The 21,302-nt window shown below is 48.0% G+C and carries 22 protein-coding genes; 14 read left to right on the top strand and 8 right to left on the bottom strand.

Annotated features, from left to right (window positions below; genetic code table 11):
* Window positions 1-64: 64 nt before the first annotated feature.
* Window positions 65-1,045 (bottom strand): Rieske 2Fe-2S domain-containing protein, encoded by a 981-nt coding sequence (locus tag ACIFQN_RS05965; protein ID WP_429832129.1) that lies wholly within the window; start codon window positions 1,043-1,045, stop codon window positions 65-67.
* Between the two features lie 205 nt (window positions 1,046-1,250).
* Between ACIFQN_RS05965 and ACIFQN_RS05960 the strand changes: the two genes are divergently transcribed.
* The gene (locus ACIFQN_RS05960; RefSeq protein ID WP_429832128.1) at window positions 1,251-2,600 is read left to right on the top strand and encodes a uracil-xanthine permease family protein; all 1,350 of its coding nucleotides are present in this window, start codon (window positions 1,251-1,253) and stop codon (window positions 2,598-2,600) included.
* A 342-nt stretch (window positions 2,601-2,942) separates the two neighbouring features.
* Here ACIFQN_RS05960 and ACIFQN_RS05955 read toward each other — a convergent pair whose 3' ends face one another.
* From ACIFQN_RS05955 to ACIFQN_RS05945, 3 genes are all read right to left on the bottom strand, one after another.
* Window positions 2,943-3,326: an OsmC family protein gene (locus ACIFQN_RS05955; protein WP_429832280.1), complete on the bottom strand. Its 384-nt coding sequence runs from the start codon at window positions 3,324-3,326 to the stop codon at window positions 2,943-2,945.
* A 72-nt stretch (window positions 3,327-3,398) separates the two neighbouring features.
* The gene (locus tag ACIFQN_RS05950; RefSeq protein ID WP_429832127.1) at window positions 3,399-5,036 is read right to left on the bottom strand and encodes a M20/M25/M40 family metallo-hydrolase; all 1,638 of its coding nucleotides are present in this window, start codon (window positions 5,034-5,036) and stop codon (window positions 3,399-3,401) included.
* A 59-nt stretch (window positions 5,037-5,095) separates the two neighbouring features.
* A complete protein-coding gene (locus ACIFQN_RS05945; RefSeq protein WP_429832126.1) occupies window positions 5,096-5,836 on the bottom strand; it encodes an IclR family transcriptional regulator in 741 nt (246 codons plus the stop codon).
* A 365-nt stretch (window positions 5,837-6,201) separates the two neighbouring features.
* Between ACIFQN_RS05945 and ACIFQN_RS05940 the strand changes: the two genes are divergently transcribed.
* Window positions 6,202-6,966, top strand: a complete 765-nt coding sequence (locus ACIFQN_RS05940) for a dimethylarginine dimethylaminohydrolase family protein (protein WP_429832125.1) — start codon at window positions 6,202-6,204, stop codon at window positions 6,964-6,966.
* 75 nt (window positions 6,967-7,041) lie between these two features.
* Window positions 7,042-8,451, top strand: coding sequence for an amino acid permease (locus ACIFQN_RS05935; protein WP_429832124.1), 1,410 nt, complete (start codon window positions 7,042-7,044; stop codon window positions 8,449-8,451).
* Window positions 8,452-8,506: 55 nt separating this feature from the next.
* Here ACIFQN_RS05935 and ACIFQN_RS05930 read toward each other — a convergent pair whose 3' ends face one another.
* From ACIFQN_RS05930 to ACIFQN_RS05915, 4 genes are all read right to left on the bottom strand, one after another.
* Entirely contained in the window at window positions 8,507-8,896 is a 390-nt protein-coding gene (locus ACIFQN_RS05930; RefSeq protein ID WP_429832123.1) for a D-arabinono-1,4-lactone oxidase, read from the bottom strand.
* Window positions 8,889-9,059, bottom strand: a complete 171-nt coding sequence (locus ACIFQN_RS05925; protein WP_429832122.1) for a hypothetical protein — start codon at window positions 9,057-9,059, stop codon at window positions 8,889-8,891. Before ACIFQN_RS05925 ends, ACIFQN_RS05930 begins: the two co-directional genes overlap by 8 nt.
* A 785-nt stretch (window positions 9,060-9,844) precedes the next feature.
* Window positions 9,845-10,258 (bottom strand): MarR family winged helix-turn-helix transcriptional regulator, encoded by a 414-nt coding sequence (locus ACIFQN_RS05920; protein WP_429832121.1) that lies wholly within the window; start codon window positions 10,256-10,258, stop codon window positions 9,845-9,847.
* Between the two features lie 242 nt (window positions 10,259-10,500).
* Window positions 10,501-11,118, bottom strand: a complete 618-nt coding sequence (locus tag ACIFQN_RS05915) for a DUF3298 domain-containing protein (RefSeq protein ID WP_429832120.1) — start codon at window positions 11,116-11,118, stop codon at window positions 10,501-10,503.
* A gap of 167 nt (window positions 11,119-11,285) precedes the next feature.
* Here ACIFQN_RS05915 and ACIFQN_RS05910 point away from each other — a divergent pair, with 167 nt between their 5' ends.
* From ACIFQN_RS05910 to ACIFQN_RS05860, 11 genes are all read left to right on the top strand, one after another.
* Complete coding sequence (locus tag ACIFQN_RS05910; RefSeq protein ID WP_429832119.1) at window positions 11,286-12,761, top strand: methyl-accepting chemotaxis protein; 1,476 nt, start codon at window positions 11,286-11,288, stop codon at window positions 12,759-12,761.
* A gap of 291 nt (window positions 12,762-13,052) precedes the next feature.
* Window positions 13,053-13,466 (top strand): hypothetical protein, encoded by a 414-nt coding sequence (locus ACIFQN_RS05905; protein ID WP_429832118.1) that lies wholly within the window; start codon window positions 13,053-13,055, stop codon window positions 13,464-13,466.
* Between the two features lie 281 nt (window positions 13,467-13,747).
* On the top strand, window positions 13,748-13,939 hold the full coding sequence (locus ACIFQN_RS05900) for a molybdopterin-dependent oxidoreductase (RefSeq protein WP_429832117.1): 192 nt from the start codon (window positions 13,748-13,750) through the stop codon (window positions 13,937-13,939).
* 15 nt (window positions 13,940-13,954) lie between these two features.
* Complete coding sequence (locus ACIFQN_RS05895) at window positions 13,955-14,677, top strand: nucleoside phosphorylase (RefSeq protein WP_429832116.1); 723 nt, start codon at window positions 13,955-13,957, stop codon at window positions 14,675-14,677.
* Between the two features lie 387 nt (window positions 14,678-15,064).
* Window positions 15,065-15,664: a glycerol-3-phosphate responsive antiterminator gene (locus ACIFQN_RS05890; RefSeq protein ID WP_429832115.1), complete on the top strand. Its 600-nt coding sequence runs from the start codon at window positions 15,065-15,067 to the stop codon at window positions 15,662-15,664.
* A complete protein-coding gene (locus ACIFQN_RS05885; protein ID WP_429832114.1) occupies window positions 15,642-16,328 on the top strand; it encodes an HAD family hydrolase in 687 nt (228 codons plus the stop codon). Before ACIFQN_RS05890 ends, ACIFQN_RS05885 begins: the two co-directional genes overlap by 23 nt.
* Window positions 16,310-17,377 carry an ABC transporter ATP-binding protein gene (locus ACIFQN_RS05880; protein ID WP_429832113.1) on the top strand — a complete coding sequence of 356 codons (1,068 nt, stop codon included), beginning with the start codon at window positions 16,310-16,312 and terminating at the stop codon, window positions 17,375-17,377. Before ACIFQN_RS05885 ends, ACIFQN_RS05880 begins: the two co-directional genes overlap by 19 nt.
* Window positions 17,377-18,330 (top strand): carbohydrate ABC transporter permease, encoded by a 954-nt coding sequence (locus tag ACIFQN_RS05875; protein WP_429832112.1) that lies wholly within the window; start codon window positions 17,377-17,379, stop codon window positions 18,328-18,330. Before ACIFQN_RS05880 ends, ACIFQN_RS05875 begins: the two co-directional genes overlap by 1 nt.
* Window positions 18,331-18,357: 27 nt before the next feature.
* Window positions 18,358-19,185 (top strand): carbohydrate ABC transporter permease, encoded by an 828-nt coding sequence (locus ACIFQN_RS05870; protein WP_429832111.1) that lies wholly within the window; start codon window positions 18,358-18,360, stop codon window positions 19,183-19,185.
* Window positions 19,186-19,214: 29 nt separating this feature from the next.
* Window positions 19,215-20,546, top strand: coding sequence for an ABC transporter substrate-binding protein (locus tag ACIFQN_RS05865; RefSeq protein ID WP_429832110.1), 1,332 nt, complete (start codon window positions 19,215-19,217; stop codon window positions 20,544-20,546).
* Window positions 20,547-20,576: 30 nt separating this feature from the next.
* Window positions 20,577-21,296: a glycerophosphodiester phosphodiesterase gene (locus ACIFQN_RS05860; RefSeq protein WP_429832109.1), complete on the top strand. Its 720-nt coding sequence runs from the start codon at window positions 20,577-20,579 to the stop codon at window positions 21,294-21,296.
* Window positions 21,297-21,302: the final 6 nt, after the last annotated feature.

Raw genomic sequence — 21,302 nt, 5'->3', positions numbered from 1 at the left:
AAACAAGGACTCACTGGCCCGAAGATGGCTGGTGGGTCCTTTGTGTATCGTTATGAGTGAAGTCTTAGGCCGTACCCAGCTTGACGCCCATCTCGGTCAAATACTGGCGATATGCGATGCTGGCGCGGTCGCATTTAAGCGATAGTTCTACTTGCAGATCGAGAGGAAGGTCTTCTGGCTTCTGATTTTCAACGATTGGTTTGTCCTGCGCGAAAATCAGATCCTGGAACTTATTGATTTCCTCGTCTGACAGATTGGTTTCGTAATTGAAAGAGAGGACACCGTAAGCGACGCTTTGCTGCTCATCAAGCGGCATTACTGTCAGCAGGATAGACATTATGTTGCCATTTTCCTGGTCGCGCTTGGTGAATTTAACCGTCAGTGGACGGAGAATCTCATAAGTATAGTATACGTGCTTGGCTTGTCCAGTACCGTCAGGATCAGGCTGGAACACTGCGATCTCGTCCGTACGAATGACCCCGTCCTCACCGCGATGCACGCGATAATCGCCGATCTCTGTATGCGTGGAAACACCAAGATAACCTTCATGAACAACAGCCAGATGGCCAACATCCAAGAAGTTTTCTACGACACGCGGAGGTTTGGCGGAAACTGTCTGTGGCCCCCAAATGACATTGCGATAGCGCTCGTCCTCGAATTCAGGCAAGGCAAAAAACGTAGGTGTCTGGTTGCCGAGATTTACCCAGATAAAGCCATAACGCTCAGCACAGCCAAAAGGAATAGCGCGAGCTTTGCCGGGAATGGCCTGATCCTCTGGTAGCTGCGGAATCTTCACACAAGCTCCCGATGATTCATATTCCCATCCATGGTAAGGGCAAACCAGCTTGCCATCTCGAACACAGCCAAGCGAAAGGGCCGCGCCTCTGTGAATACAGAGGTCTTTAAACGCATGAATTCCTTCTTCGTTGCGGAAGAGGACGACCCGCTCTCCCATAATGGTGACCTGAACCGGCCGGTCTTGGACATCCGTCGAACGACAGGCGACAATCCACTCATTACGCAGTACGGCATCTTGCACGATCATCTATCGGACACTCCTTTAATGTACATTCCGTTTCTTCATTATTGTAGCGGGTGGGTGGAAGGCAAGTCAACAAAAACACGAACATTATCCATTTGTTTTACGGTTTTTGTTTGATAATAGTTGCTTTGTTTAGGAATTATGGCTTATAATCTGCGATATAATGTTCGTTATTAGCGATTATTAATCCTGGGGAGGCCATCAGAAAGTGGAACAACATCGCGAAAGTACGGGACTTGTTGTGGGCGTCGATGACAAAATTAGTATCGGCAAGGCGTTTTTACTCGGTTTGCAGCACGTACTGGCTATGGACCTGTATATTGCTCCTATTATTATTGCTGGATTACTTACCATGGACTCTTCTAGTACTTCCTTTTTTATTCAGATGTGTTTTCTCGCGACGGGTATTGGCACGTTGATCCAAACTGGCTTGGGATTGCGTTTACCTGTAGTACAAGGACCTTCCTATGTGCCTATCGGTGCTTTAGCGGCAATTGGAAGTAAGCTTGGCATGGCGGCTATGATTGGCAGCCTGATTCCCGGCGCGCTTTTCATGGCACTGCTTGGATACCCGCTGAAATGGTTTGCTAAAGGTGTGCGGAAGTTTATTCCTCCGTTGGTAGGGGGAACGGTCATTATTATTGTAGGAATTTCTTTGATGCCGACGGGGATGGGAAATATTTATCGAGCTCCAGGAGATATTTGGACCAATATTTTCATCGCTGCTGTCTCTGCTGGTGTTCTGGTTGTCTGCATGCTCCTGGGAACAAGAGCAAAGGTAGCAGGTGCGTTTTTTAGACTCGTTTCTGTCCTGATCGCGATCTTGGTAGGTACGCTTACCGCCGCTTATTTTGGAACGGTAGATTTTAGTTCAGTCGGACAAGCGGCGTGGCTTTCCCTGCCAAAATTCTTCCCTTATGGCGCTCCTGTATTTGATCTCAGTGCTGTTATGACGATGCTGTTTGTTTACATGATTATCATGATTGAAACAACGGGGACGTGGTTTGTCGTTTCCACTGTTACTGATAGCGAGCTGACGGAGAAGCGTCTGAATCGCGGTGCTGTCGGTGAAGGCTTGGGTTGCTTTGTCGGTGCTTTGTTCGGAGGTACACCTACGACCGGATATTCCTCCAATGCAGGCTTGATTGCTGTAACGGGTGTAGGGAGCCGTATGGCGATCATGGCTGGCGGCTTGATCCTGATTGCTCTTGGATTGGTACCGAAGCTGTCTGCTGCGATTACCTGTATACCAGAGCCAGTCATCAACGGTATTTTCGGGATTGTCTGTGTGGCTATCGTGGCAAATGGTATCAAAGTGATCCAGAACATTTCCATTGATGATCGAACGATGATGGTGATTGGCCTGCCGATCCTTTTGACGATGGCTGTGACTGTCCTACCGAAAGATGCTTTGGCTGGTGTACCTGATTTCGTGAATTATATTCTGTCCTCCGGCATTACCGTCGGTGCATTGGCTACTGTATTGCTGAACGTACTTATTCCAGAGGGGAAAAAGAAAAAACAGCAAGCCATGCAGCATCAGCCGGTAAGTAACTAATGAAATAGATCGGATAGGAAAAATCCGCCCTTTTCTGCGATGGAAAAGAAGCGGATTTTTTTGTTGATAGATAAGGATGCGTACCTTTTAGAAGTACTCGAATTTACGGAAGTTGATAACACTTAAAAGCCCATTATCTCAAAAGGATAATAGGCTTACGTTCAGGAATCAAGAGTCCAAATTGTAAAGTATGGGCTTAACCAGCCATGGGTTATTCGGATACAAATCAATAATTCCCTTATCTTATATCAGTTTGGCACAATTTGGCGGAAAGTATACCACATTAACTTGGAACTACGATGAACATAATGGACGTCTTAAAAATGATACAGCTCGTTTCGCTCAAGAGATCAATTCAAAGGATTCCGTTACGACAATGCTTCCTTTTACAGATTGAACCATCGGGCAGTTTTTGCTTGCTGCTTCGATCGCCTTTTGTACTTTTTCTTCCTTAAGATTGTCACCTGTAATAATGAAGTGAAGATGAATTTTCTCCACCCGGTTCGCCTCCGCTTCATTTCTCTCTACGTCGGCAGTTACTTTCATATCCGTGCAGGGCATTCTCATTTTATCCAAGACCTTGCGCAATACGCCGCCGCTGCATACCGCAATCGACGAAACGAGCAATTGAAATGGACGAAAACCGTACTCTTCGTCACCGGATACATGTAAGTCTCCATAAGACAAATGGCTTACAAAGCCTTTTTCCTTTGCCTCGAATTGCATAGACATGGAAAACCCCTTCCTACATCTTTTTCTTCATTATATAGAAAAAAGGAAGGGGAATGAACAGCAGCATCAGTTATTGATTTTGATTTCAGGTTTCAGCAAAGACTGTATGCAGCGTGGCAGCATGTCCATCAAAGTGTCGAAGGCATAATCGACATCCAGGCGTTCTGTCCATTGATGAGCATCGCGTCCCACAGGTCCGAGGTTCAACACGGGTACGTCAAATGCTTCGAGCTCCTGGAGCGGGATGGAGTATCCATTGTCCCACAGCGGCATGTTGGCAACGAGTGGTTGCATCGATGCTGCGGGATACTGAAGTCCCACGTAGCTAAGGTCAGAGATGCCACCGAAGTAGTTTTGTTTAACCAGAGTGACCCCATGTTGATCGCGCGCATAGCTTTCCATTTCCGACGAAATCTGCATAATCAACGGATGGTTCCGTGAGCTGACGGCCGGATAAAACGGCGGAGCAAAGAACAAGATCATCATCGGGGAGAGCTCTTTGCACAGAATCGCCAATTGATCAACCAGTTCGATGGTTGTATCGCGATCATCTTTGTCATTACGGCTCGCGATGACGTCGGCCTCTAGTTGTTTCAGCTTTTCTTCCCCGTAGGTTTTGAGCGCATAGGCGTACAGCTCTTCGTAGGTCATCACAGAAATAGACAAATCGCGTGGATTGAATGGCGCGAAATTCGCGAATTGGCTGGCGTGCTTGATATAGTTTTGCTTAATGCGATCAGCTACATTTTTAGCAGTATCGAGAAGGGGCTTGACGACTTCCTCCATCTGCTTTTCCAACAGGAACAGGTTAAACAGGGTAACCGCACGATGAGGAATCTGTACGGAATATTCCTTTTTCAAATCCTTTTGGATCAGGTTGGTTGGCGGTGGGGAGGCTTCACCCTCTACTACTTCGCAAAAAGAAGTGTTCAGCTCCAGTTCGCATGTGATCTGAGAAGCCATGTAGTTTCCGTTCAAGCCTGCAAACGGTTCACCGACATGTGTTTCTTTTCCGTAGCAGAGGAAACCGGGCAAAACCTTTCCGATAGAGCCTGTGTATAGATATTTATTTTGGTCTCCAGGGTAGCGGGTAAACATCGGCTCGGAGTTGAGTACCGTTTTATACTCCAAATCAAATTCTTCCGCAATTTTCAAAAGTTCAGGCACAGCCGCGCGCATTCCGACGGAGTTTACTTCTTCATCCGGCACGGTCAATAACAGAATATTTCCATCGAATTCACCAGCGATTGCTCGTTCGATCATGGACATGTGGAGAGTCAGACCACATTTCATGTCCATCGTACCGCGGCCAAACAGCCAATTGCCTGTGCGCAGGTCTTGCTGTACCTCGGCAGGCATATCTGCTTGATTCTGCTGGAACAGCGGAGTCAGTGTTTTTGGATCAAAAGAATGCTTTTGCCAAGCCCCGTAATCTTCCACATCAACCACATCGAAATGGCTAACCAGGATGATGGTGTCGCGCACGCCTTCCTTTTTCACCAAGGCGGTAACAAAATGACGTTCGTCTCCAGTTGGATTGGCACGTACGTGATCCGGGTTGGCCTGGTAATAGGGGAGCGTCCGCAGCTGGTCAACTACATAGCCGGGCAAGTCCTTCTCTGCTGCGGAGCCTGTTACGCTCGGGATGTTTACCAGATTGCATAGAAGATCAACCAACTGTTCTTTTGTTTGCCATTTTTGCATGATGATAGCCTCCGTTTTCCGTATGGTGAAAACTCTTTCCGCTTAGTGGGTAAAAAAATTTAGGTGAATGCGCCGATTTTATGGGAGATCTCTGCGGCGCTTTGTTGCGCTTTGTCAATCAGGGTGGCCAAGAGCTCATCGGTGATCCGATAGCTAGGTGCGCCGATGCTGAGTGCCCCGACAACCTTCTGGTTATATCCGAGAATGGGAGCGGCTACAGAAGCAGTTCCTTCTGTTTTTTCGCCATAGCTGATGGCGTATCCGTTTTGTTTGATCTCGGGCAGGCGATCCAGCAGCTCGCGACGTTTGTCTGGGTCTGTGATCAGCCCGGAAACGATTTTCTCAGCTTCCTTTGGGGCCAGATTCGCTAGGATGGTCTTGTTTGCGGCGCCGATATGCATGGGAATTCGCTCGCCTAGATTATCAATGATCCGAACAGTCATAGAGCTTTCCACCCGCTCGACAATAATCGAGTTCGATCCGTTAGGAATGTTCAGGTAGACGGTTTCTTTCACATCTGCTGCCAAACGTTCCATGACGGAGCGTGCAACGGCCCGGGTATCGATTTTATCCAGAAGACGAAGCCCGATTTCCATCCAGGTAAACCCTACCTTGTAGTGCTTAGTATCTGGATTTTGCATGATGAGTCCATATTTTATCAAGCTGCTGATTAAACGGTGCACCGTACTGAGTGGGAGAGACGTCTCTTCGGCAATCTCCGAGATTGACCAATGCGTCTTACTTTCGTCAGAGACCAGTACATGAATAATGCTCATTGCTCGGTCAATGGATTGTACCAACGTATTTCCCCCCTGGCTTTCTTTTGCAAGAGTACGGCTTGGAGATGCCTCGCTGGCCTTTTCAAGTAACAATCTATCAGAATACTTTCACTGAATCAACATAATTTAAAGCGTATAAAATTACGTTGACAAAAAATTTAAAACTATTTTACATTAGGAGTGTACAATTTTGAATAACAGAATTAATTCCGCATTGTGAAAAAACCAACAATTCGGAAGTGCCGTAAAGCGATTTATTCAATTCTTCAGGTAGTAACGTTCTAGCTATAGGTCTACGCGCGGCAATGGAGGCAGCGTTGTCGGATTGTGCCAATACTAGGGCGAAACCAATAACATGATGGGCAAAAAGAAGGGAGATATCAACGATGAAATTTTCACGTGCGATTGTAAAGAAGCCAGGAAGCAGCTACGTTAACGGTCTGACAACATCTGATCTGGGCAAACCGGACCTCGCTCTCGCTCTTGAGCAGCATGCGGCTTATGTAGAGGCTCTGAAAAAGACCGGATTAGAAGTGACTGTTCTGGAAGCAGACGAGCGTTTCCCGGATTCTACATTTGTGGAGGATACGGCTGTTCTGACAGAAAAATGCGCTGTCATTACGAATCCAGGAGCAGATAGCCGCAACGGCGAGATTGAGGATATGAAGACAGTCATTCCGCGTTTCTACGATACGATCGAATACATCAAAGCACCTGGTTTCCTCGATGGTGGCGATGTTATGCAAGTAGAGAACCACTTTTATGTCGGGCTTTCTACACGCACAAACGAAGAAGGTGCTGTTCAGTTCCGCGAGATTTTGGCCAAGTATGGCTATGAGGTTACAATCGTGCAATTGGAAGAGTTCTTCCACCTGAAAACAGGTATTGCTTATTTGGGCAATGACACGGTGGTTCTCGCAGGAGAATTCATCAACTCCGAGACTTTCAAAAACTACAAGCACATCGTAGTCGAAAAAGAAGTAGAGTATTCGGCTAACTGCATCCATATCAACGATTATGTGATCATTCCTAAAGGATTCGACAGCACCAAAAAACAGATCACAGATGCTGGCTACAACGTCATTGAGTTGGATATGTCCGAATTCCGCAAGCAAGATGGTGGATTGAGCTGCCTGTCCCTGCGCTTCTAGTGCAGGCAGTTCTCTCTCCAAAAAAGACTGCGCTTTCATTTTTCCGTCAACCTGCTGGGGAAAGAGGGGGATCATATGAACACGGGGAATGAAAAAGATACCCAACTTCAACGTTCGATGAAGAGCCGTCACTTGTTTATGTTGTCGCTGGGTGGGGTTATCGGAACGGGACTGTTTTTGAATGCTGGCTTTACCATCAATCAGGCTGGACCAGGTGGAGCGGTGCTCGCGTATATCGTCGGGGGAATTCTGTTGTACCTCGTCATGACGTGCCTAGGCGAGTTATCTGTCAAAATGCCTGTAACGGGCTCTTTTCAAACATACGCAACAAAATACATTGGCCCGGCAAGTGGCTTTACGCTTGGTTGGATGTATTGGCTAGGATCAGCTACTACCGCTGGTGTAGAGTTTACCGCCGCAGGCATGGTCATGCAACGATGGTTCCCGGATACACCGATATGGATCTGGTGCGCCGTGTTTATTGTCTTGCTCTTTATCTTTAACGCTCTGACAACCAAAGGCTTTGCCGAAACCGAATACTGGTTTGCAGGAATCAAAGTATTGGCAGTACTCATCTTCATAATTGTCGGAGTAGGTGCCATTTTCGGTTTTGTCAGTATGGAAGGCAGGCCGGCTCCTTTCTTGTCCAACTTCTCAGCAGACGGAGGACTTTTTCCATTTGGAATTGCCATTGTCTTTGTCACGATGATGAACGTTGTGTTCTCCTATCAGGGCTCAGAGTTGATCGGTATTGCTGCAGGTGAGACCGAAAACCCGCAGAAAAATATCCCTCGAGCGATTCGCAACATCGTCTTTCGCATTCTCATGTTCTATGTGGCTTCTGTTATGATCCTGTCTGCTCTCTTTCCATCCAGCGAGCTGGGGCTATTGGAGAGTCCGTTTGTGACCGTATTTGATGCAGTGGGAATCCCGTTTGCAGCGGATATCATGAACTTCGTTATTTTGACAGCATTGTTGTCGGTAGGGAACTCATGTCTGTATGCAGCGACTCGTTTGTTGTGGGCACTCTCTCATAGTGGAATGGCACATCCGGTATTCGGTAAATTGACAAAGAGAAGTGTTCCGCTTAACGCCTTGTTGGCTACATTGGCCTTCTCGCTGCTGTCACTTCTGACCAGTGTGCTTGCGGCGGACACTGTATACGTGCTGCTCATGTCTGTTTCAGGTATTGCGGTCACATTCACGTGGATGGGCATTGCCCTCTCCCAATTCAATTTCCGCCGGCAATATTTGCGTGAGGGAGGCAAAGTAGAAGATCTGCAGTTCGTGGCACCGTTTTACCCGGTGATGCCGCTCCTTTGTCTGGCATTGTGCACGTTTATCCTGCTCTTCCCAATATTTGATGCGACGCAGCGCTTTGGATTGTACTATGGAATCGGTGCTTTGGGTGTATTCTATCTCTACTATTACTTGCGTTATGGTCGCAAGAAGGCACAGCATCCGAATTTTCCAACCGAAGGATAAGAGACAAACAAACAGCAACGCCTCTACCAACCGACAAGCTGGTGGAGGCGTTTTTTTAGTGTACAGCTATCCCAAACAATCGGGCCAAATAGTCATTTACAAACAGTCCTTGGGGATCAAGCCTTGCACGTACATCCAGAAAATCCTGCAAACGGAGATAGACCTGGTGCAGTCTTCCTGTGTCATGCCGTGCATTTTTCCCCAGAGTGCTGTATTCCATTTCATAAAAGCGTACCAAGCGAGGGGTAGCAAACAGCTGGTGGCTGTAGCCGCTTTCGGCCACAGAGGGGACACTTTGGGCAGACAGCATGCTGACACGCTTGGAGAGGGAGGGAATCAGGCGGCAGCTTTCGGAAAGCATCCAGAATAGGCCGTTTTCGATCAACATCTTCTTAAGATAGCTCCATTGTTGATTTGTACTCGGAGGCTCACTCGTCTCATGCATGAATTTTACTTGGACAGTGCACCCAGATTTCCTGGGAAAAGCCCTGTTGATACAAGAGCTCGCCGAGTGCTTTTAATTTGGTGCCCGCCCAGACCTCAATCGTCTGAAGGTCAGGATCGACATGATGGAGGCCTTGCAGACTGCCTAGGGTGGCTGGAGACATTCCCCGTCCAATATGTCCAACGTCCGGCTTCTTTTTTCACAGTGAGCATAATCCATCCCCCCGATAGGTGGTTGCTTCCTCGACGATTTTCCCACCAGAAACGCAATAAAGTCGTGCAAAGCGTTCACATCGCTCTCCGGCTTTGGCATGGAGAAAAAAATGGGGTCACCTCGGGAGCGGAGCAGCACATGATCCCGGAAAAGCTGTCATCCAGCTGCAAGAGGCGTTTTAGAATAGCCACACTGCGAAGTGATTTGCTAGCGATCCGAATGGACTTCTCATTGCTTTGCAGAACAATTTGTTGGGCATTTTCCTCCAGAAGATCGAGATCGACAAAGGCAAACGGCTTTGGAATACCAGCAAAAAGCTATTACCCAGAGCATGGCAGCTCCGGGTAATAGCCTTTTTTATCAGATAGGTAAGTTTAATTGCTTCAGCGTATGTAAGCAATCTTGCTTAAACTTTCCGGTACTTGCTTTACTCACCCCAGGAAACTCCTTTGGAAGCTCTCAAAAAGGAAAGCAGTTTGGAAGAGCAAAAGCTGGTCGAGGAAAAAGGAGAAAAAAGCGAAGATCTTTGGAACACCAACCAAGGCGCAATGAAAAAAGAGAAACAAGCTTTTAGCGTCCACCTCTGAGAAGCCCACGGAACGGCTACTTTGGACGCGGTTTCGCTTTTTTCATGGAGCCGGACAGGAATGACCCACAGGAAGTGTTCCAAGAATCTGGAGCGTTTTCTCCTTTTTCCTCTCCTCCACAACAGTCTGACCGAACAATAAGATGTATTTAAACGGAACTCAAATTATCGTTCATTTTCTTCAATACACGATTAAAGATCGCCAAATCACTTTCATCTATATCCCGCAAAGCTAATGCTTCCAGATCACTGGCGGCTTGCAGCCATTCCGGGAAACGCTCGATCGCTTGAGGGGACAAGGAGACATAGCGCTCACGTTTATCGTCACCTTCTGAACGGATAATCCAGCCCATCTCTTCCAATCGGGTCAGTGTGCGGGTGATCGTCGGTGCTTCCACGTTGAGATAATTGCTCAGCTGGACCTGCGTGAGTGCATTACGATAGTGCAGGCAGAGAATAATCCCCCATTGTGAGCTGTATAAGCCCATCGGAGACATGATTCCATTGAGTGATTTACTAAAGACTCTGGCAGTTTGACTAATCTTGTGTCCGTAATGATGCATGAATATCATACCTCCAGGGCGGCTGGTCCGATATATGATAAACTTGGTTGCTTAAGTAAATATGTACAAATAACATACTAACAGTTCAACTCATATAAGTAAATGTTTATTCGATTGGAATAAGATTGTATTTTCTTGTAATAGATGGACTTGTCAAAGGAAGATGGTCAGCTCTGGCAACAAAAAAGCCAATGCCTGGGAATAAAGGCATCAGCTTATTATTTGCGGGAATTACCCCCCCGCTAGTCGGCGGACATAATACTGAGCGGTCCTGTTTCGGCTATGACCGATTCGAGATCATAGACAGAGATCGGAAACATGGGGAAACCAACATAGTAAGGCGTGATCTCGTACAGCTGAAAATAAATGACCAATGCTTTATCGGCGATGTAGTAATCCTGGTCCGGCTTAATCGAGGTAAAGCCGTTCAACGTGGGAATGTTGCGTTCTTTGATTTGCAGCTTGATATGATCCGAAATGACTTTGACGTAATCGCTCCCGGGCTTGAAAAGATCCCGCAGGGTGTACAGCTTGCCTGTTTGGATATCGGCGGTAACTGTCCCCATAAAAGTCATGCCGTGGGCCATTTGCGGAGTATAGGCATAGTTGGTCAACGTTACGCTGAAAATGCCTCTCTCATTGGACTTGATCTCGTAGCTTCCCTGCATCTGGGTGTTGCCGGGTATTTGCACTCTTTGCTGCTCATGAATCAAACCATGGACAGTTTGCAAGATAGCCTTATTGATATCTTTTTCTGCCTGTTGATTCGCAAGTCCAGCCAGTTGCGGATAGTAGATGGTGGTGCCCAGGCGAGTAATCGTACGCGTCAGCACGGTGGCTGGCAATTGGTTGAGTTCCACTTTTTTTGTTCCTTTCTTCCTGGTTATGAGAAAAGGGTCTTTTACTATCAGCCTATTCCAAATTGTTTTTTGCTGTTCTCACTTTTTTCACATATCTGCTAATAGAGTTCGATTTATAATGGGGGAAAAATCCGATAAATAAATAAACGGATAAAGGATGGGCGATTATGGTTCAATTGGTGCGTAATACGCTAACGAACAAAGAAGGCTTTATGATTTTTATCTTATGGAATCATCTTTGGTTGGCGGGACTTATTACCTATGCGACAGGTGCCGACTTTTGGAATCTGACATCGCTGGGACTCTTGGTTACCTTGATCGTGTCACCTTATTACTTCATTAGAAAAGGCAGCCGTGTCATTCGCTACCTGGTCGCGATCGGGCTCATGTTTTATGCCATTTCATTTGACCATTTTACTCCTTATGAGGAGGTGACTTTTCTCTCATTTATCGTGATTGGCTTTCTGGCGGCTTATTTGGATTGGAAGCTGGTGGTCTTTGCCGGAGTTGTCGAGATCATTACTTCGGTAGTTAGCTTTTATACAGGTACATACGAGTTATTCACTGGAGATTACTCTGAGCTGAATATGTTTTTGCGGATTGTCGCTATTCTGATGATGATTGGAGCAATGACATATCTCTGTCTGGCGGGACAGGCTTCTCTAGCAAAAGCGAATGCGGCTCGCCAAGAAGCCGAGGAAAAGGAGCTGAGATTAGCGGAAATGCTGGGCCAAATCCAGTTGATGACGGATCAGCTGGATCGTACAACCGAGCATGTCCACGAGCACGCGGAAGGTACGAAACGAAATACAGATGAAATGATGGTTGCCTTCAAAGAAGTGGCGACGGGGATGGAATCGCAGGCCAACTCCACGGTCAAGATCGAAGAAGAGGTGCAGTCCATTGATCAGGAGATCGTAGCCGTAACCCATCAGGCAAATGCGATGAAGAGCGAATCCGATCATAACAACCGCCGTTTGACAGACAGTGTCATGATGATGAATGAACTATCGCGGCAGATGGAACAAATCGTGCAGTCTGTTAATGTGGCGGCATCGACCATTCATCAGCTCAACCGTCAAGCCAATCGGGTAGAGGAAATTGTCGGCGCTATTAATCAAATTGCGACGCAGACGAACCTGCTGGCGCTCAATGCTGCGATCGAATCGGCCCGTGCAGGTGAGCATGGACGAGGCTTTGCTGTAGTTGCTGATGAAGTCCGCAAGTTAGCAGAGCAAAGCGCCACTGCTACCCAGGAAATAACCGAGATTCTCAAAGTGCTCCATCAGGAAAGCGAAAATGCAGTTGAGCAGATCAGCAATGGGGAAGTGTCTGTTGCCAAGGGACAAGAGCTGGCCGTTCAAACAGTTGCTTCTATTGAAGAGGTACGGACGGGGATGGTAGCATTCCTGGAGGCTGCTGACCAAGTGCGTTCCAGCATGGATCGGGTAAAAATGCGCTCTGGTGAAGTGGCGGTGGAGATGTCAACCATTACGGCCGTGACAGAAGAGTCTGTGGCCAACCTGGAAGAGCTGTTTGCCACCGCAGAAAACCAGCATCAAAAAGTACGGGAAATTACCGAAGAGCTGGGTGAGCTGAATACATTGTCCCATCGCCTGCAGCAGACTTTTCACAAGGATTAATAAGAATCAGCAACAATGAAAAATCATTTGCAATTTGGAGTCGTTCTACTAGAATAATTCTTCATTCCAATCTGTGAAATTCAGAGTGGGGGTTTATCTACAGCCTGCAGAGATGGTCTACATCTCTGTTTTTTTGTTTAAAATTGCATGTTTTTACTTTTTAGTAAGTCAACTGATGAGAGTAAGAAAGAATTTTTGGCTCAAAAGTGAACAGTTAGGCTTATTTTTATTATACATTATTAATGGTAAAATATTACTTATAAACCTTTAAACAGAAAGGTAGTAATTAAATTGAAACAGCATAACGTGATGTGTAAAATTGTTTTGAGTTGCATTCTTTTAACCGCTTGCTCTGCAAATAAGGAAGTGCCTGAAATAGCTGCGATAGATGCCTTACAACTTGATGAAAAAACAATCGACAAACTACGGGATATTACTCAGATAGCAAGAGAAGACTCTGAAGAAATTGGTTATAAAGTAATAATGGTATCACTTCCTCAGCCAGCTACCATTTATAAGGAAGGTAAACCGCTGGGAGCATATTCAGTTAAAGTAGCTTCAAAGTCGAAAAGTGATCAACAGAAAGATATCGCCTTAATATATTATTATTCAGTAAACAAAGAAATGATGGTGAGAATACCGATGGGAGAGGCAGATGAAGAGTATGAGAAAAATAAATACTATCCAAAAGATGTTCAATTTTGAGAAAGTAGTTAAATCAACTGATGTATTTTCATCCAAGTTCAAAAATAAAAACTTCCAAGACCGACCAGCTATAATGACAGCCAAAGTCCCTAACTTAGGCACATACACCGTCACCCTTAACAGTGGGACAGATTCCGGTATTGCCATCATCCAAACATTGTTTTTGAATCGGAATAAGGAAACAGCTGCACCTTGTAAACTGCAGCTGTTTTTGTTGATAATGTAAATGCTTGACGCGCAATAACATTTCCAGCAAAATAAGGTTCTTGCGGTACACAGGTGTGCATTTTCGTGATTTTTTGCAGATAATCAAAGTAACCCCCCAGTCTTCCTATGTCATGCTGCATGGTGACCATGACTATACGGCGAATGTACCGCTTGCTGATCTGGATCGCGATGATGTGCTTTTGGCCCATTCCTTTGGCGGTTCTCTGGCGTGGCCTTGCCGATCCCTGAGGATGAATGGGAGATAAAGGAGTTTGATTAAGATGTTGACCAATCTAAAGGTAGATCCTGCGCAATTGCCGAAGCGCGTGATCGTATGCGGAGATCCAAAGCGTGCGGCACTGATTGCCTCCAAGCTGGAAGATCATCGGCAAATCGGTGAGAATCGGGAGTACCACAGCTATGCAGGAACGTGGAAGGGTGTAGAGGTTGCAGTCGTCAGCCACGGCGTAGGGTCACCAGGAGCGGCCGTTTGTTTTGAAGAGCTGGCAAAGGGTGGCGTAGAATACATTATCCGTGTAGGTACAGCGGGATCGTATCAACGCGAGATCGAGCCCGGCAGCCTCGTCATCAGCTCTGCTGCCGTACGTCAAGACGGGCTGACCAGTCAGCTCGTTCCCGCAGGCTTCCCGGCCATCGCGAATCGCCGGGTCGTCGATGCGCTCGTGGGGGCTGCCAATGCCGACGCTTCGGGATTACAGGTAGCAGAAGGAATCACCCTGACACTGGATGTTTTTTACAATGGCGTGCTGGAATTCCCGCACAAGCTGTACCAAAAAGCAGGCGTGCTCGCAGTAGAGATGGAAAACTCCGCCCTGTTCGTCATCGCCTCCTTGCGAGGCATGAAAGCGGGCTCCATTCTGGCCATTGACGGGTATGCCGACGCAGACCTGTTGGAGTCGTACAATCCCCACACAGATGCGATGGCAAAAGCGGTCGAAGCCGAGGCGCTCATCGCGCTGGATGCAGTGGTATCTGTTTCCTAATTTTATTTATGAGCACCCAGGACGCTTTGAATCCTGGGTGTTTTTTTACATTCTAAATGATTGTGTTGTATTCCTAGCTAAATACTTTTGAAATGGAGCCGGACAGGAATGACCCCCAAGCAAGTGTCCCAAGAAGCCGGAGCTTTTTCTCCTTTTTCCTCTTCTCCACCAAAGCCCGCCCACCCTCACACGATCTTTTCCCTTTTTTAATAATCGCTTCATGTTCTCTTAACGCTTCTAAAGTACCATTCTAAGTAACAAGTGAATAATTCCCTTCGGTTGGAGCCCTGGAGAAACCCCCGACAGCCTTTCCAAGCACTTTCATCGAGAGTTCTTTGGCATTGTCATGTCGCAGGGTTTTTTGTCGTGGACAAAGGAGGCTACGCAATGAATCAGACAGAATTTCGTGCCAGACTGGCAAAAATCAAGCTCATTGCTTCCGTAAAGGAGGCGAAGTACCTGGAGAAAGCGGCCGAGGCGAATTTGAGTGCAGCTGTGCTTTCGATTGGCAATATCGGTGTCATCAAAGGCTACGTGGATTTTTTCAAAAGTAGAGAAATACCCGTTTTTCTTCACCTCGAAAGAATTGGCGGAATCAGCTACGACCGCGAAGGCATCGCTTTTCTGGCTCATTACGTCAAGCCAGATGGCATCGTGACCACGCGCAACACACTGGTCAAGCTGGCGAAAAAGCAAGGACTGCTTACGATCCAGCGATTGTTTTTGGTAGATAGCGACTCGCTGAAATCAGGCTTGCAGTCCGTACAGGATACGCAGCCCGACGCGGTCGAGCTGATGCCTGCCTTGCTGCCAGAGTACATCGAAGAATACAGAAATGTGCTTGACACTCCGATTATCGCCGGAGGCTTACTTCGCAAGCGGGAACAGATGGAAGAAGTGCTACAGCATGGTGCGACTGCGGTTTCGGTCGGAAGCCCCTCATTGTGGAAGGAGAGTTTCATAGATGATTACAGCGCTGTTATTTGATTTGGATGGTACGCTCTTGGACAGTCGTGATGCAGTGATTGATGCGGTGGCCTATACCGCAGAAGAGTACGCTCCAGGGCATTTTAGCAGAGATGAGCTATTGGCGAGGTTTGGAGAGTCATTTGACGACTTCCTTGCAGCGGTTGCGGCAGCGGCAGGCATTCCTGACAAAAAAGAAGTGCTGGATAAATATTTTGGCTATGTACGCCAGAATCATGCCCAGCATGTGCGGCTGTTTCCATTCGTTCGCGAAGGGTTGGAAACATTGAAAGAAGCAGGGTACCTACTTGCGATTGTGACGAACAAACAACGTGAATTTGCCGTAGCAGGTCTGGAAATGGCAGAGATTGATCATTTGTTTGAGGCGATTGTATCTGTCGATGACGTTTCCAGAGGAAAGCCTTCAGCGGAGCCTGTGCAAAAAGCGTTGGTCGAGCTGGGCAAAAAGCCGGGTGAAGCCATGATGATCGGCGATAGCCGCTACGATGTGCTGGCTGCTGTAGGAGCAGGGGTCCAGGCAGTTGTGCTGGAGTGGTACGGCCAGGAAGAATGGGCATACGCAAAGCCCGATTTTACCTACCCCAACTTCCAGGCATTTGTCACAGAAATGCTCGCTGTAAAAACAAAAGGGAGGGAGATAAAAACATGGCACGAGTGGTGTTAGAGCAGGTAACGAAAACCTTCCAGAACCAAAGCGTGGTCAAGGGCCTGAATCTGGTGATTCCAGATGGCTCCTTCACCGTTCTGGTAGGGCCGTCAGGGTGCGGGAAATCAACAACATTGCGGATGATCGCCGGGCTGGAGACGGTGTCTGGCGGGGAAATCACGATCGGGGATCAGTCGGTAAATCAATTGCCGCCCGGTAAGCGCGATGTCGCTATGGTGTTTCAAAATTACGCGCTCTACCCGACGATGAACGTGTACGACAATATCGCCTACGGCCTCCGAAACCGCGGGACCTCCAGGAAGGAGTGTCAAGTACTGGTGGAGGAAATTGCAGAAATTGTGGGGTTGTCTTCTTATCTCAAGCGAAAGCCTTCTCAGCTCTCCGGAGGGCAGAGACAGCGTGTCGCATTGGCTAGGGCGATGGTGAAAAAGCCCAAGGTGTTCTTGATGGACGAACCGCTCTCCAATCTGGATGCGAAACTGCGAAATCAGATGCGAGTGGAACTGACCAGCTTGCATAAACAATTGGGCAGCACTTTTATATACGTGACGCATGACCAGGTAGAGGCCATGACGATGGGCGATCAGATCGTCGTCATGAACGACGGCCACATTATGCAGGTGGCTGCACCGATGGATCTGTATCAGGAGCCGGAAAATCTGTTTGTGGCTCAATTCATCGGTTCTCCGGCGATGAACATTGTTTCGGCAGAAGGAAAAAGCGAGCATCTATGGGGATTTCGCCCGGAAAAAGCAGTTTTGTTACCTGCTTTTGTCTCCCCGGTTTCTGCAGAGGATATGTGGGTGGCACGAGGGCAGGTCGTCTCTCGGGAGATACTCGGTTCGGACACGCTGTTCCATGTAGAAACGGAAAAAGGAAGAATCATCGTCAAGGCAGATACCGAGGTGGCCGGGCAGGTGGGTTCGACCGTCACTGTCACCGTCGCGTGGCCCCACATGTATGTCTTTGACCGAGTGAGTGGAAAACGAGTAGGTCGTCTGAATGGACGAGAGCATGTGTCGACCGTTGCAGGAGGAGTGATCTGATGCGGAAAGTGGCAACTGCTCAGGAGTTGCCGGGGGCCTTCCAGGTGAAAACAGAAGTGCGTTCACCCGCAGCAAGGGTTGACCACGCGTCGCGTCTTCGCCCGTATCTCTATTTGGCGCCCGCAATGATCTGTTTTATTCTGTTCTTTTTTTACCCGATTGGCTCCATTATCTATTTGAGCTTTCAAGACTGGTCGCTGATCAATCTAGAAGAAATGGATTGGGTAGGACTGCAAAACTACAGGGATCTGGTCGTAGACGGTGATTTTCGTCAGGTACTGGGGAATACGGCGATCTTTACCTTCGTTACAGTCGGTGTTGGATTGACGCTCTCATTTCTCCTTGCCTTATGGCTGAATCGCAAGGCCAAGGTTTATGGCATTATTCAGGCGACGGTATTCAGTCCGCATATCATTTCGCTGGTCTCGGTCTCGATGCTGTGGATGTGGCTGATGGACCCGCAATTCGGACTGCTAAATGCAGCACTGGAAGCGGTGGGACTGCCTGCGTATACCTGGCTGACCGATCCGAAAAGCTCGCTTCTTTCCCTCATCATCGTCAGCATCTGGAAAGGTGTCGGCTACAATACGCTGATTTTCATTGCAGGGCTGCAAAGCATCCCCGGTGATATTTACGAAGCGGCAGCGCTCGATCAGTCGCCATGGTGGCGGACACTCACCCGCATTACGGTACCAATGCTGTCGCCGACCATCTTCTTTTTGCTCATTATCAATACGATTTCATCGTTTCAGGCGTTTGATACAATCGCCATCATGACACAGGGCGGGCCTATCAATAGTACAAACATGCTTGTCTATTACATTTACCAGCAAGGGATGGATTTCTATAATGGCGGACTTGCCTCTGCTGCCTCCGTCATCCTGTTGATCCTGGTCGGCATTTTGACGGCATTACATTTCCTAGTGATGTCAAAGCGTGTTCACTATCGCTAAAGACAGGAACGAGAAAGGAGGAACAGCATGAAACGAGTGGGTGCGACTTCACTCAAGACAGTGGAATGGATTGGACTTTTGATGGTCGCTATCCTGTTTGTGTTTCCATTTTTGTGGATGGCGTCTACTGCCTTCAAAACGATGCCAGAGGTCAGGCAGTTTCCCCCGACTCTCTTGCCCGAGACATGGGAGTGGAGCAACTTTGCCCATGCGTGGCAGTCAGGCCCGTTCCTTACCTATACGTGGAACAGCATACTGGTTGCGGTCGGCATTTTGCTGTTGCAATTTTTGACCGCGGTGCCTGCGGCATACGCCTTTGCCCGTTACAAGTTTCCCGGCCGCAATCTATTGTTTGGCCTGGTGCTGATTGTCCTGATGATTCCCGGACAGGTGATCTTTTTGCCGATTTACGTGCAACTGAGCAGCTGGGGACTGGTCAACACGCTGTGGTCACTGATCTTGCCATACGCTGCCAGCGCTTTCGGGATCTTCCTGTTGCGGCAAGCGTTCATGCAGGTACCTGATGAGGTGATTGAGGCAGCCCGTCTGGATAATGCCTCCGAGTGGAAGATCATGTGGACGATCATGGTGCCGATGGCAAAGCCGGTACTGGTCACTTTCGGATTGTTCAGCTTCATCTACCACTGGAACGATTATTTCTGGCCGCTGATCATGACCAACAGCGACGAGGTGCGTACTCTCCCGATCGGGATATCCAGTCTGCACATGTCAGACGGCGGTACCCTTTGGAATGTAATGATGGCAGGCAACATGATTCTGATTCTGCCGATTCTTGTGATTTTCTTCGTGGCGCAGCGCCATATCATCAAAGCGTTTATCTATCAATCCAAATAAAAGATAACTTTGTGGGAGGAAACCAAATCATGTTTTCTATCAAAAAGACAGGAACGATTCTATGTGCATTGACTATCGGCTTATCCGGGGTATTGGCTGGTTGCGGCTCGACAGGTAAAGAACAGTCGTCTTCCGGTACAGGAAGCGCTGCACAGCCGGCTGCAGCAACAGCTAGCAGCGAACCAGTCACGATCGACTTCTGGTATGCGCTGGGAGGCGTTCGCGGAAAAACGATTGAGGAAATGGTCAAAAAGTTCAACGAAACACATAAAGATATTATCGTAAAACCGGCTTACCAGGGAGCGTACCAGGAAAACCATTCGAAGGTCCTGGCTTCGGTCGCAGCAGGAAACAATCCGGATGTCACTATGGTGGAAATCGCCTCCATCGCCGCATTCGCCGACGCCAAGGTATTGGAAGACTTGACTCCATTCTCCCAGGGCGATGAAAAGAAGTACATTCCCGGTCTTATGAAAAACTCTTACTGGAAAGACAAACTATATGCGGTGCCGTTTAACCGTTCCACGCCGCTTCTGTATATCAACCGCGACATGCTCAAAGAGGCAGGACTTGATCCAAACGGTCCAAAATCGTGGGATGAGCTGGTCAGCTTCTCCCAAAAGCTGAGCAAGAAAGAAGGAGACAAGATTACCCGGTACGGCTTCTCCACGCCAGTTGACATCTGGTTCTACGAAGCGCTTGTTTTCCAAGGCGGAGGCAGCATCCTGAGCGAGGATGGCAAGGAACTGACGATTAACAACGAAGCGGGCAAGGCACCACTGGCACTCTGGTCCAAAATGGTGAAGGAAGGCATCATGAAAAACCCTCCGGGGGAGAACTACAATGCGTGGGATGTAGCCGAACAGGATTTCCTGAATCAAAAAGTAGGCATGATTTTCACGTCGACCGGTTCCTTGACGGAATTGAAAAAGAATGCCAAATTTGACATGGGTGCGGCGTTCCTCCCGGCCAATAAAAACTTCGGTACACCAACAGGCGGTGCCAATCTGGTCATGCTGGCGAAGTCGTCCGATGCGGAGAAACAAGCGGCTTGGGAATTCATGAAATGGATGACAGACACCGAGCAAACCGTTCCATGGTCCATCGCTTCCGGTTACATGCCAGTGACGACTGCAGCAGTAGATTCTGCTGAGATGAAGGCTTTCTATGAAAAGGAACCAAACTTCAAAGTGGCGGTAGAACAACTGCAATACGGCTATCCTCGTCCAATGGCTCCTGGCTACAAAGAACTTCAGGATGTCATTCAAAAAGAACTGCAACGCGCGATGCTCGGTCAGGCAAGCGTAGATGAGGCTCTTCAGGCGGCGACCGATAAAGGCAGCAAGCTTTTGAAAAAGTAAACGAATCCCCAAGATAGAGGTGCATGCGAGATGAATATATGTATGGCACATCGCGGCTGGTCAGGCAAGGCCCCAGAGAATACACTTTCGGCAATCAGGCTCGCTATGGAAAATCCCGGTATTTTAGCTATGGAAATTGACGTACAGCTCTCCCGTGACGGCATTCCTGTGCTCATTCACGATTTCACACTGGAGCGTACGACGACAGGCAGCGGGCTCGTCATGGACCATACATTGGAAGAGTTGAAAGGGCTGGATGCGGGCAGCTGGTTTGACGAGAAATTTGCAGGAGAGCGGATTCCTACACTGGAGGAGGCGCTCCTAGCGGTAAAAGGCCGCTGCACACTGAATATTGAGCTGAAAGCGACGAGCGACATGTATCCAGGGATCGCGGAAAAGGTGCTGGAACTACTGGAGAAGCATGATAGGAAGCAAGACGTGTATATTACTTCGTTCGATCACGAGTTGATTCGGCATGTCCGCAAGCTGGATCAGAGTGTCGAGACAGGCTTGATTGTATTCGGCCGCCCTGTGCTGATGCTGGAACAGATGGAGGAAGCGGGAGCTACGATTCTTTCCATGGGGTATCCGTACCTGACTCGTGAGCTGGCGCTTGCGGCTATGGAAAAGGGATACAAGGTCATCGCTTGGACGCTGGATGAGTCACAGCATATTCGCTCAGTGATGGAATGGCATAAAGACGTACAGATTTGCACCAATCATCCGGACAGGATGCTGAAAATGATCTGAGAGAAC

It is taken from the genome of Brevibacillus sp. NRS-1366, assembly GCF_050467985.1.
Note: the sequence above shows the minus strand (reverse complement) of the source record. Positions and strands in the feature narration are given on the sequence as shown.